We start from the raw sequence: 12,372 nt of genomic DNA on the forward strand, positions 1-12,372 counted from the left end.
TGCGATCGCCCGGTCCCGATCGGTGCGGAAACTCCCCAACAGCGCGGTGGTCTCCGCCCGGTCCAGACCGCGAGGCAGCCGCCGTGGTTCCCGCACCCTCAGCTGCGAGCGTCGCTTCGGTTTGCGCAGGTGAGCGAGCAGGCCACCCTGCTCGCCTGTGGCTGCACGGCGTGCAGCCGGGCCGCTGGGCACCGGCTGGTTGCAGCCCCGTCCCTCATCCCTCGATAGGAGAACAGCCCGGAGATCGCCGCGAGCCGCCGGTTGATCGTCGTCGCGGCGTAGCCGACATTACGGCGGTCCCGGATCGAGTACACGTTGCCGCCCGGCCTGCCCGGTATCGGCGTCGCCCGACAGAACGCCAGGAACCGCAGCAACGCCTCCGTGGTGACCTCGTCGAGCCCGAGCTGCTCGTCGACCAACCACCGAGCGAACGCGAGCAGGTCGAAAGCATAAGCGCGCACGGTGCGCGGTGAGTACATACGGTCGGCCAGATAGCCCAGATAGTCGTTGACCACATCGACACCGCCCGGTCCCGGCCCGGTCAGTGACCAACGGCCGTCCCGCTCCACCGCCCGCAACGTCTCGGTGCGCTGTTCTTCCGACATGGGACACATATATTCCAGACGTCTCACAATGCGGCAAGCACCGCAAGAAAGTCGGCGTGTCGCGGCGGTCACCAAACCAGGATTAGCCGGTTAAGCGGGGCCGTCCGGGTGTCGAGTGCACCAGCCGGATACCGAGTTTCGCGCAGGCCCGCAGCAGCCACGCGTCGACGAACGCGGAGCCGTTGTCGACGTAGATCGAGCGGGGAACACCCCGCGCGGCCAGGGCGGGTTTCAGGGCTGCGGCGAGCCGGACCGTGTCTTCGGCGAACCCGAACCGATAGCCCGGCAGCAGCCGGGAGTGGTCGTCGACGAACGCGAACAGGTAGGTCTTGCGGTCTCCGATCCGTGGGCCGTGCAGGGCGTCACCGCACCACAGCTCGTTCGGGTCGGCGGCCTCGAACCGCCCGAACACCGTCGGCTGTTCGCCGGCGCCCGGTCCCATCAGGTCCAACCGGTGGAAATGGCGCAGCAGTGTCGATTCCGACGGCGTCCACCCGGTCGCGGTGCGCAGGATCCGTGCTACCTGCGCGACGGTGCGGGTGGGGTTCTCCCGCTTGAGCGACGCCGCCAACTCCAGCACCTGTGTGTCGGTGCGCGCGGCCAGTCGGCGTGGTTCGGGCACCAGTGCCTCGAACCCGCCGCCGCGGTAGCGGCGGATCCAGCGGTCCAGCGTTTCCCGCGAGATCCGCACCTGAGTACCGAACGGGTCGGCATGGGTGTCGGCGGCGATCTCGCGCACCAGCTTGCCGCGTTGCTTGGTCGACAATCCTTCGTCCAGGGCCGGGCAGATCAGCCGATACCGGAACAATCCGATCGCCTGCGCCCGCTCCCGGCGTTTGTGCTCATCCCACGACATCTTCTCGGTTCCCCTCTCGATGAAATCCCCGTCGGCACAGGTGTTGCCGGCAGGGGCCTTTCGCGAGGATCACCGATCATCGCCGCCCGCGTCAGGGGCGACTGGTGTTGCGTCCGGCCGTCGGCGCCGCCGACGGCCACCCCGGGGCGAGGAGGCGACCACCGCTGGCCGCGACCGCTACCCGCACCGGCGTCACCGCGCCGACGAACCCGGCCGGACCGAACTAATTCGCCCCGGGTTCTACGGAGGCTCGGCTATCTGGTTCCGGCCTCAGCGAGGACCGGTGTCTCACGGTAGTCGGCCGCCGTGTCAGTAGGCGGTCTCGTACTCTGCGGGTGGGACGTGGTCGATCTCGCCGTGCAAGCGGCGGTGATTGAACCAGTCGATGTACTCGGCGACCGCCCACTCGACGTCTCCAACGCCTCGCCAGCCCCCGTGCGGGCGCATCACGGGATTGCGAATGCACTCGGCCTTGAACAACGAGTTGAACGCCTCCGCCATCGCGTTGTCATCCGAATCTCCCTTGGAACCAACAGAAGACACTGCGTCACACTCGTCGAGGCGCTCGGTGTATCGCACCGCTCGATACTGCACGCCGCGGTCGCTATGGTGAATCAATCCGGTGACGTCCTGGCCGACCCGTCGGCGAGCCCACAACCCCATATCCAAGGCGTCGAGGGCCAGGTCGGTACGCATCGACGTCGAAACCTGCCAACCGACGATCATCCGGGAGAACACGTCGAGGATGAACGCGGCGTACACCCACCCCGAATGAGTGCGAATGTAGGTCAGGTCCGCCACCCACAACGTGTTGGGCGCGTCGGCGACGAACTGCCGCTGGACCCGATCCGCCGGCCGCGGAGTCTCGGCCCCGTCAGCGTGCGTGGTCTTCCGCCCTTTCAACCGTAATATTCCCCGTAACCCATCGGCTTTCATCTATCGTTCCACGGTGCACCGGGCCACCGACATCCCTTCTCGTTTCAGACTGGCGTGCACTTTGCGGGCCCCGTACACCCCGAGATTGTCGGCATGAACACCCCGGATCCGGGACAGAACCTCGCGGTCACGCACCGCACGTGCCGATTCGGTTCGCTGGGGGCTCAGGTGAGCTCGGACCGTGGACGGAGCGATCTGGGCGGCCGTACGGCGCAAGACCGCGCAGATCGGATCGACTCCGTGTTCGTCGCGGTGAGCAGCGACGAACTCCACGATCAGCGCTGTGGGCGGTCGATTTCCGCCGCAAATAAAGCCGAGGCCTGCTTGAGGATCGTGTTCGCCCGCCGCAGCTAGCGATTCTCCCGTTCCAACTGGGCAATCCGTTCGGCATCACTGGTAGTGGTGCCCGGGCGCACGCCGCCGTCGACCTCGGCCTGTTTGACCCAGGTCCTGAGCGCCTCGGGGTGCACACCGAGCTGATCGGCGATCCGCTTGAGCGCTCCCGGCCGCGTCGCCGGATCCTGACGGGCCTCGACCGCCATCTTCGTTGCTCGTTCCTTCAGCTCAACGCTGTACTTCCGTGGTGCTGCCATGCTCTCCATCCTTCACAGGTTTGAGAGCCTCCGACAGACCCGGGGCGATTCAAACCGAGATCGCACCGCCGCGGACGCGGTCTCCACCGCGCACTGCAGATCCCGCCACCGGCAGCCGGTGGTATCGGGAATTGTCACGTCCACCCCGGCCAGCACCGCGACACCGAGAAACCACGACCGCACCACCTCGAGGCGCCCCTCGATCCGGCGCAGCCAGCCCCGCACCGTCGTCGCCGGCACCCTCACGGCCGCGGCGACCCGACGATGCCCGCAGCCCTCCGCCCGCAAGGTGAACGCCGACCAGATCAGTTCCGCCGCATACGCCCTGCGCAGCAGCACAACCGCTGGCAACAACACGTGGGTCACCGCACACGCCCGGCACCGCGCGCGCCGCGGCCGCAGCCGATCACCGAGCCCGACGATCCGGCGAGCGCGGTCATACCCCCAACCGCCGAGCACACCGTCGTCCCCACACGCGGGGCACCCGATCGTCCAGGCCGCGAGTCGGGACTCGACGTGGACAGGATCAGCCTCTACCGTCACCATCAGTGCCTCCAGCACTACAGCGCGGCACCCCGCCAGCCCGCCAAGACTTCGCGGGGTGCCGCGCACCCGTCAGTTCCTCGTCACACTGACGATGCACACGAAGCAGATCAACCCCTGCGATCACCGCGATCCTCCATCGGCACCCTCAGTGAAGAACGGGCATGCCGTGGTCGTCACGCAGAGAGACGGTCAACAGCTGTGCCAGGTTGCCCACAATCAGGAACGCACGAGGACGAACCAAGTACGTGTGTTCGCCGGTGTCGGATCCAGTTTCATCCTTCTCTGCAAGTCTGCCGTGGATGTCGCGAGCCGCTCGATGTACCGTCTGCTGAATCTGTGTGGCCCCGCCGCTGAGCTCGGATGACGGCGACCAACACCCTGACCGGTATTCCTTCCCCAGCAGCAACGTTTCGTGGTGTTAGATCTCCGCGAACACCATTGAACGGATTCGAATTACACCACCCCATGGGGCACAATCCCGCAGTCCCCTCGCCCGGTCTGTCCGTGGGACTGGTTCAGAACGAATGTCGTGCAGACTTGTTCACCATTCATAAGCCGACGTGTCGGCGGGGTGTCGGACTGTCTGAAAACTGCGCAGGGTGTTCAGTTATGTGACCGCTCATTGATCGGTGGCGTCCTCAGCTAGATGCTTGAGTTCGCGGCGCAAGATCTTGCCAGTGGCGGTTTGTGGGAGTTGGTCGATAAAGGTGATTTGTCGGGGGTACTGGTAGAATGCTAGTTGGCTCTTGACGTGGTCCTGGAGTTCCTTGCGCAGAGCTTCCGATTCCGAAACTCCTACGGCAAGTACTACGAAGGCGCGGACCGCTTCACCACGTAGTTCGTCTGGAACACCTATGACTCCTGCCATTGCAACCGCGTCGTGAGAGAGCAGGCACTCCTCGATTTCTCCGGGCCCGATCCGATAACCAGCGGAGGAGATGACGTCATCGATGCGGCCCTCGTACCAGAGGTTGCCCTCATTGTCTGAGCGACCGAGATCGCCGGTGTGGATCCATCCCCCGTGGACCTTGTCCGATGTTTCGCCTGGCTGGTTCCAGTATCTGAGGAACTGGCCTGGATTACCTGTTGCCACGCAGATCTCGCCAATCTGACCGGTGTCGACTTCGTCTCCGATCGGGTCGAGCAGGGCGACAGTGAAGCCGGGGAAAGCTTGACCCATCGACCCAGGTTTGGCGGCCCAGGCTGATCGAGAGGTCCCGATCGTCATGTTCATCTCGGTCTGTCCGTAGAACTCGTTGATCGCTACCCCGAAGGTGTTCTTTACCCATGCCAGGAGCGCCTCTCCGAGGGATTCGCCACCGGTAGCGAGTGCTCGCAGTCGTACGCCTTCGGCCGAGGCGCGGTCAACTCTTGTGCTGCGCATCTGCTTGAGTGCTGTCGGGGGGATGAAGGACGCGGTGACTTTATAGCGGCGCATCACTTCGAGGGCGCGGGCGGGTGTGAACTGATCAGGCGTGGCAATGACGGTGCAGCCCATCGCCAGTGCTGGGAACAACACGTCGAACAACCCGCCGATCCACGCCCAGTCGGCCGGTGTCCAGAAAACGTCTTGCGGCTGGGGTGCGTCGCTGAACGCAATGCGTACACCGGGCATGTGGGCGGGCAGAATTCGGTGACCGTGTAGCGCTCCTTTAGGGCTTCCGGTTGTTCCGGAAGTGTAGATGATGATCGCGTGGCTGTCGGGTCCGGTTGCAGCTGTCTCGGGGTCCTCTGCGGCCTCGGCGACCAGTCGGTCGTACGGGAATATGTCGATCGGTGAGGTGCCGAACGGGGTCTCACCAATCAGTAGCACCGCTTCTAGCGACGGGACGTGGACAAGGCTGTCCCTGATTCGGGCGAAGCCCTTGGCATCCACGACGAGTACTCGCGTTTGCGAGTCCCGAAGCCTTTGATAGACGGCATCGGGACCGAACTTCACCGAGAGTGGCACCGTGACGACGCCAGCCCGGAAGGCACCCAGATGTGCAGTGAGAACCTCAATGCCTTGTGGAACCATCACGCCGATGCGTTCTCCGGCATTCAATCCGAGGTGTTTAAGGACTGTCGAGAACTTTCGGCTGAGTGACGCGACCTCACCGAATGTGTACTCAGTACTTCGGTCATCGGCGTCAACGATCAGTGCGCAGTCATTCGGTTCCTGCAGGTCGACACATGCTTGCGCGATGTTGAATTCGCTCGGCACGGTCCAGGTGAATTTGGGAGAGTTGAGATCTTGCCACCACGGTTGTGGTAGTCGAGCGTTCATCGTGCTACCGCTTCCACGTCGATCGCCCGCGCGTGACCGGCGACTAGGAAAGAGAACAGGCCTGAGACCGCCAGTTCCCCATCTTCTTTAAACAAAGAGGCCTTGCTGGTAACTACTCCTGTTTGGCTATCCGAGCGAACACGCAGTTCAACGACCTCGGTGACGGCGTGGACCCGGTCGCCGAAGTATACGGGGGCGTGAAATCGGAGTTGGTCGAGCCCATAGAAACACTGTAGATACGCAGGGTGGAGATCGACCAGACCAAGTAGCGTGGAGACCATCAGCGCTCCGTGCGCGATCTGGCGGCCGAAGCGTGTGCGCTCGGCGTAGGCGGGATTCAAGTGCAGAGGGTGTCGGTCCCAAGTGATTTCGGCAAAGCAGCGGACATAGTCCTCGGTTATGGAGCGCCATTCGGTGGTCGAGGTCTCGCCTATGCGGATGTCTTCAAAAGCTTTGGAAATCAATGAATTTCCTCACGGTGATAAATGTGGATGATCAGGAATTGGCTACAGTTAGCAGGTAGGTGGGCGCCGAGATGCGGGTTCAAAATCTTAGGGGATTGGGTGCTGCTTCACTTCACGCATCAACTGGAGTGGTGTAGAAGCAGTCCCTAGTCGTGAGGTCGAAAAGCCTTGAAAATCAGCCACTCGACGAGGAACACATGGCCTTCCACGCGGCTAGTGCAGGTGGAAACCCCGCAAGTGCACCCGAAGGAGAAGAAAAGTCCTTCACTGTTCGCGCGTCGTGGAGCGACACACCTGTTCTGCCAGCCAGGCCTGGGCCGGTCACTGACTTTTACTTGTGATTTGTCGCTTATGAAGGTGGCCTACCTTAAGCGAACACATCATCTGGGTCATTTTTCGGTGTCTGGTGTGGCGGGCCGACGAAACCCGAGTTTAGTGCTACGTTGATCGCTAACTAGAAATAGGCCGTTTAGTAGAGACGAAGATGATGTTCAACGTTCGGTAGTGTCCGCGTGAAACCTACGGTTGTACAGATTTCGTGGGGGACGGTTCGATTGAAGGCGTCATTTGGCCTCGAAGGCTTCCTCCGCGTGATTCTGTCGCCGTGCCGACTGCCGCCGCGCCGAGCAAAGAAAAAACCGCTACCAGGATTGCTACCGCGGCGACATTGGATCCGCTGGCCAACATGATACTGGCGCCGAGTGGAGCCAGTCCGCCAATCACTGTGGCACCTTGATAGGAGATCGATACCCCGGTGTAACGATATTCGGTCGAAAAAAGCTCGGACAGGAGGGCGGAGAGCATACCAGTCATGGCAACGGTGATTAGAGCGAATGCGATGGAAAAAGCGGCGAACATCATGACCGTCGACTCGGATCCGATAGCTTTGAACAGGGGGTAAACAAAGATCGCGAAAGACAGTGCTGCTGTGATGTAAACGGGCCGACGGCCAAGTTTGTCCGATAGCTTTCCGTAGAGTGGTGTAGCGACAATGGAAAGACCCCACGCTACGCAGAGGGCAGTGAGGACTACCGATCGCGAATGACCAGAAGATACTGCATAAGACACAGCGAAGCTACCGAAAACCGTCGAAGAGATGGCTGGGGGGACTGATGCGGCCATGCCCCTGAGCAGCTCAATTCGGTGGGCGCGGAAAGATCCTCGCCTTTGGATGTGCCCGCCACTTTTTTCCTGAAGTTCTTCGAACAGGGGGCTCTCGCTGATGGTGACTCGAGTGAACACCCCCACCGCTAAGAGTGCGAAACTGGCAAGGAACGGGACACGCCAGCCCCAACTGAAAAGTTGGCCGTCTGGCAGTTGAGATACGAGCGCCATGGCCAGAGTGGATAGGAGGCCACCTGAAGCAAGTCCGGCCTGTCCAATTGCGGTGTAGAAGCCTCGCTGATTCGGGGGTGCATGTTCGGCTGCCATCAGAGATGCGCCGCCCCATTCACCACCGACCGCAAAGCCTTGTATTACTCGAAGGGCCACCAGGAGTATCGGCGCGATTACACCGATCTTTTCGTATGTCGGTAGGAGACCGATCAATCCGCTGGCCACACCCATGATCGTCATTGTGTACAGCAATACGGATTTTCGGCCGATTCGGTCGCCGAGACTTCCGAAGATGATGCCCCCGAGCGGGCGGGCGATATATCCTGCGGAAAATACTGCGAACGACGCGATCGTTCCCAGGGTTGGACTCAAGTTCGAGAAGAACAAGGGGCCGAAAACCAGCGCGGCGGCTGATCCGTACAGGATGAAGTCGTAGTACTCGATGGTGTTTCCGAGGTAACTGGATAGGGCCACCCGACGAATCTCTGTGCTTTTGATCGGTGGGTTCGGTGGCGTTGCGGATTTTCGAATTTGGGGCATGAGCACTCCTCGTGCTGGACATTCTATGAGGGCTGCGGCACCGTTTGGTTGGGCGTCGCAAAAAACCGAGCGCATCTAGTCGGCGCCGTCGGCGCCCCAGCCGGTCTCGGCCAGGTGGTATTCGGATCGAACTGTGACCCCTGTTGCGCAACCAACATGTGTGGTTGACGTCATACTTTACATGGAAGTAGTCTTCCATGGAAGCCATCATCCACGGAAGTTTTCAGGAGACGGCATGCTCGCAACCACAGCATGTGGTTGACGTCATACTTTCCATGGAAGTAGTCTTCCGCGGAAGACATCACCCACGAGGGTTTTAAGGAGACGTCATGCTGACGAAAGAAGAAAATACGGTCCTGACGGAGGTCGGACCGGATACCCCCATGGGTCGAATGATGCGTCGATTCTGGATTCCGATCTGCACGTCAGCGCAAGTGTCCGACATCGATTCCGACCCGCTGCGAGCGCCGCTCTTGGGCGAGAACTTCGTCGTCTTCCGGGATTCGAGCGGAGCAGTCGGTGTACTGGACGAAGGTTGCATGCACCGGGGTGTATCCCTAGCTCTCGGGAGAGTTGAGAAAGGTGGTATCAGGTGCCTCTACCACGGTTGGAAGTTCGGTGTTGACGGAACGATCCAGGACACACCGAACCACTGCAGCGAACGTTTTCGTAAACGTGTCAAAGCGCCCGCATACCCGGTTCGTGAGGCGGGCGGCCTGGTCTGGACCTACATCGGCCCTAAAGCTCAGGAACCCCCTTTCCCACACTGGGACTTCATGAACGGACCCGACGAAAACCGGGCCGTGCTGCGACTGAACACCCAGGCGAACTACCTCCAGCTTTTTGAAGGTGGTTGCGACAGTTCACACGTCGGCGTCCTGCACAGCAATCAAGCGAACCCGACGTGGATGCTGAACGAATTCAATCCCAAAGACGAAGAATTCAACCCGGGTGCCCTGGCTTCGTCGGACAACGCACCGACCCTCGAGATCGAAGACACAGCCTTCGGGTTCCACTACGCTGCCAAACGCACCCTTCCCCCGGAAGCAGGCGATACGAATGGGTACAGCGCCCGCGTGATGCCGGTCATTCTTCCGTTCGTTCGCATAATCCCGTCGCCTGCCTTCCAATTCTTCGCGTTCGAGGTGCCACAAGATCTGGGGTCAACCAGCACCTACATCATTGCTCACGGACCAAAACCGATCGACCGCAACGAGATCATCCGCATAATGGGGTTGACGGACTCCCGCTTCTGGAACGACCGCGACTGCAACTTCACCGTTTCGTGGGCTGACGGCATGGGCCAAGATCGCGCCCGGATGAGTACCGACTGGACCGGCTTCGACGGTATCGAACAAGAAGACGCTGTTCTGGCCGTCAGTATGGGCCCCGTCGTCGATCGCACGAAAGAGCACATGGTCGCAGCCGACCGAGCGGTCATTCATCTTCGCGAACGCCTCCTAGAGTCGGTGCGACGAAACGATGACGGTGGAGAACCGATCGCCTTGGCCATTACCGACCTCGACAACATCCGGTCAGCCCCGGATACGACCGTTTCCTCGGATTCTCACTGGCGAGACCTGGTTCCGGGTAGCACTCTGCATGCAGAATCATCCGACTCGTCCGTATCGGCAAAATGAACACCCGCGCCCAACTGGCCGTGCGCGTGCGAGACATCTCGGACGCAGCAGATGGCGTGAAAATCGTCGAGTTCGAAGCGGTCGACGGGCATTCACTACCGCCGGCTATCGCCGGACAGTATATCGACGTCACTGTCGCGCCCGGGATTACGCGCAGCTACTCGCTGCTCGACTCGAGCGCGGAATCGCCCAAGGTTTACCGGATCGCTGTCGCGCTGGTAAAGCAAAGCCGGGGCGGGTCGCGATTCGTGCACGAATCGTTGCGGGTGGGTACCTGCGTCGACATCTCATCGCCATCCGGAAATTTCACGGTAGAAAACGACGATTCGCACTCGGTCTTCATAGCCGGCGGCATAGGCATTACACCGGTACTTGCCATGATTCGTCAGCTGACCACGGAGGGGCGGTCGTGGGAGTTGCATTACGCAGCTAAGTCGCGGAGCCGCGCGCCATTTCTTCGTGAACTAGTCGATGATGCGGTCACGGACCCGACCCCAACCGCCCTATACATCACCGAGGAAGCGGGTCCACGCACGATGCGGGTCGCGAATATACTGCAGAACACGCCCAACGATACGCAACTGTATTGTTGTGGCCCGGCTTCCCTGCTCGACGAATTTCTTGCTGCCACGCACGCTCGGCCGGCAGAGAATATTCACGTCGAGCGGTTCCAAAGTGGCATCGAATCAGCAGCGGGCGGGTTCACAGTCGAACTCGTGCGATCCGGTGTGACCTTGGAGGTTGCCGAGGACGCGTCCATACTCGACGTAGTACTCGACGCCGGTGTCGACGTCGAATTCTCCTGTGAAGAGGGTATCTGCGGCAGCTGTCGTACCCGAGTCCTGCAGGGAAAGCCGGATCATAGAGACTCGATACTGTCGTCAAACGAACGGGCAGCAGGCGACGTCATGTTCATCTGTTGTTCTGGATCGAAAGGTGATCGCCTTGTCCTTGACCTCTGAAGGCAACGAGCACGGCGTTGGTTCGTCTGGCGGGCATGGCCCATCCGCACCGCCTGATCTCAAAGATCTTGCGAGACAGTGGTCTAGTGAACTGCGCCGTGCCGATGTTCACCCTTTCCTGATCACCGCGATGGTTCAGCGAATCTCGCTTCATATCGAGCGACAGTTCGTGGACATCGCGCGGTCCCACGGACTGGGCGCAGGTGACCTGCGAGTACTGCTTGCGCTCGCAAGATCAGGCCCCGAGTACGCGCTGCGGCCCACAGAACTGTTCCGTCAGCTGCTGATCACTTCGGGTGCGGTCAGCAAACAGGTCGAACGCCTGGTCGCACTGAATTTGGTCCGCCGGGCAACGCACCCGTCCGACATTCGCATTCAGCTGGTGGTACTCGAAGACGCAGGGCACCAGATTGCCCGTCACGCTATGGAGACCATCATTAGCTCCTTCTGCGGTTTGCAATCTCTGGACACTCAACAGAGTAATGAGATAGCCGCAGCACTCAAGCTGCTACTAACCACCGTCGAGAGTGCAAGCGATCTAACCGAAGGAGGAAAGCGAGAATGACCGGCTTGGTTTGGATCAATCATATACTCAACAACGCCAGCGCTCGTCTGCTAGCGCTGGAGGAAACGGGCAGCTTCGCCTCGGAGCTGCATGTGCCTTCCGATGTATACCGCAGTTTTCAGTACCTGAGGCGACGTGAAATCGCCAACGGCCTTCCTCTCATAGTGTTGGGCGCATCGGTGGTCGAGGACCCCACACTTACTCGAGATGAATTTCAGGTCGTCCCATGACAGAGGAGAACGATGGCCCGGACAACGGCGGCTCGATCAACTCTAAACCCCTAGCCGGGCGAGTAGCCGTAGTCACCGGCGTCGCTGGCAGCATCGGACGATCGATCTGCGTCCGCCTCGCGGCGGGGGGAGCCCACGTGATCGGCGTCGACAGCCAACCGGTCGACGACTTTGAGTACGGGCGCATTGCCGCACACCACGAAGTGGAATGGTCATCGTTCGTGCTCGATGTAACCGACAAGCGCGAGATTTACGCCCTGCGTGAGCAGGTCCAAGCGACGTTCGGGCGGTGTGATGTGTTAGTAAACAACGCCGCGATGAACGATGCAATATCTTTCGATGAACTGGACGTCGATTGCTGGAGCCAAATCCTTGAAGTAAACCTGACCGCACCATTCCTTCTCTCGAGGGCGCTGATTCCACTGATGCGGGAGCATCAAAGCGGCCGCATAATCAACATCGGATCCGGGTCGGTGTTGAACCCAATGCGCCAATCCATTGCCTACCGTGCATCCAAGATGGGACTGATCGGGCTGACGCGTGCGCTGTCCACAGAGGTCGGCGAAGACGGGATCACAGTAAACGTCGTAGCTCCCGGGGTGGTTGTGTCGTCTATGTCGGCCAATTCTCTCAGCTTAGAGTTTATGGAAGCCACCAAAAATCGTCAGGCTGTCAAGCGGCTGGGCCAGCCTGACGACATCAGCAGTGCAGTCTTCTTTTTAGCCAGCCCGGAAGCGCAATTCATCACCGGCCAAACGCTCTATGTCAATGGTGGGTCTGCGTTTGGATGAGGCGAACCCGTACGTGTGAAAATCTCGTCTCGCCTGATACCCG

General features: G+C 60.7%; 11 protein-coding genes, 2 pseudogenes and 1 other annotated feature. Of the genes and pseudogenes, 5 read left to right on the forward strand and 8 right to left on the reverse strand.

Features of this window, described 5'->3' with window-relative positions; translation table 11 throughout:
• Positions 1-98: 98 nt before the first annotated feature.
• From I1A62_RS45870 to I1A62_RS04020, 8 genes and pseudogenes are all read right to left on the reverse strand, one after another.
• On the reverse strand, positions 99-605 hold the full coding sequence (locus I1A62_RS45870) for a site-specific integrase (protein ID WP_257890420.1): 507 nt from the start codon (positions 603-605) through the stop codon (positions 99-101).
• Between the two features lie 85 nt (positions 606-690).
• Positions 691-1,461 (reverse strand): annotated as a pseudogene (locus I1A62_RS03990) (DDE-type integrase/transposase/recombinase); the annotation flags it as partial.
• 309 nt (positions 1,462-1,770) lie between these two features.
• Positions 1,771-2,990 (reverse strand): annotated as a pseudogene (locus tag I1A62_RS03995) (IS3 family transposase).
• Positions 2,584-2,712 (reverse strand) — a sequence feature (AL1L pseudoknot). Its footprint overlaps the pseudogene before it by 129 nt.
• A 12-nt stretch (positions 2,991-3,002) precedes the next feature.
• Entirely contained in the window at positions 3,003-3,536 is a 534-nt protein-coding gene (locus I1A62_RS04000; RefSeq protein ID WP_257890421.1) for a helix-turn-helix domain-containing protein, read from the reverse strand.
• A gap of 145 nt (positions 3,537-3,681) precedes the next feature.
• Complete coding sequence (locus I1A62_RS04005) at positions 3,682-3,942, reverse strand: DUF4263 domain-containing protein (protein WP_257890422.1); 261 nt, start codon at positions 3,940-3,942, stop codon at positions 3,682-3,684.
• 213 nt (positions 3,943-4,155) lie between these two features.
• Entirely contained in the window at positions 4,156-5,802 is a 1,647-nt protein-coding gene (locus I1A62_RS04010; RefSeq protein WP_219454271.1) for an AMP-binding protein, read from the reverse strand.
• Complete coding sequence (locus I1A62_RS04015) at positions 5,799-6,266, reverse strand: MaoC/PaaZ C-terminal domain-containing protein (protein WP_219454273.1); 468 nt, start codon at positions 6,264-6,266, stop codon at positions 5,799-5,801. The genes I1A62_RS04010 and I1A62_RS04015 overlap by 4 nt, the downstream gene beginning before the upstream one ends.
• A gap of 519 nt (positions 6,267-6,785) precedes the next feature.
• Positions 6,786-8,141, reverse strand: a complete 1,356-nt coding sequence (locus I1A62_RS04020; RefSeq protein ID WP_219454274.1) for an MFS transporter — start codon at positions 8,139-8,141, stop codon at positions 6,786-6,788.
• A gap of 329 nt (positions 8,142-8,470) precedes the next feature.
• On the opposite strand from I1A62_RS04020, the gene I1A62_RS04025 reads away from it, so the two are divergent.
• The 5 genes from I1A62_RS04025 to I1A62_RS04045 are packed head-to-tail and all read left to right on the forward strand — an operon-like array spanning position 8,471 to position 12,329.
• Positions 8,471-9,781 carry a Rieske 2Fe-2S domain-containing protein gene (locus tag I1A62_RS04025; RefSeq protein ID WP_219454276.1) on the forward strand — a complete coding sequence of 437 codons (1,311 nt, stop codon included), beginning with the start codon at positions 8,471-8,473 and terminating at the stop codon, positions 9,779-9,781.
• Entirely contained in the window at positions 9,778-10,743 is a 966-nt protein-coding gene (locus I1A62_RS04030; RefSeq protein WP_219454278.1) for a PDR/VanB family oxidoreductase, read from the forward strand. Before I1A62_RS04025 ends, I1A62_RS04030 begins: the two co-directional genes overlap by 4 nt.
• On the forward strand, positions 10,718-11,308 hold the full coding sequence (locus I1A62_RS04035; RefSeq protein WP_219454280.1) for a MarR family winged helix-turn-helix transcriptional regulator: 591 nt from the start codon (positions 10,718-10,720) through the stop codon (positions 11,306-11,308). Before I1A62_RS04030 ends, I1A62_RS04035 begins: the two co-directional genes overlap by 26 nt.
• On the forward strand, positions 11,305-11,538 hold the full coding sequence (locus tag I1A62_RS04040; RefSeq protein ID WP_219454282.1) for a hypothetical protein: 234 nt from the start codon (positions 11,305-11,307) through the stop codon (positions 11,536-11,538). Before I1A62_RS04035 ends, I1A62_RS04040 begins: the two co-directional genes overlap by 4 nt.
• Positions 11,535-12,329, forward strand: coding sequence for an SDR family NAD(P)-dependent oxidoreductase (locus I1A62_RS04045; RefSeq protein ID WP_219454283.1), 795 nt, complete (start codon positions 11,535-11,537; stop codon positions 12,327-12,329). The genes I1A62_RS04040 and I1A62_RS04045 overlap by 4 nt, the downstream gene beginning before the upstream one ends.
• Positions 12,330-12,372 lie beyond the last annotated feature (43 nt).

This window comes from Rhodococcus sp. USK10 (genome assembly GCF_019378875.1).
GTDB lineage: Bacteria > Actinomycetota > Actinomycetes > Mycobacteriales > Mycobacteriaceae > Rhodococcus_F > Rhodococcus_F pseudokoreensis.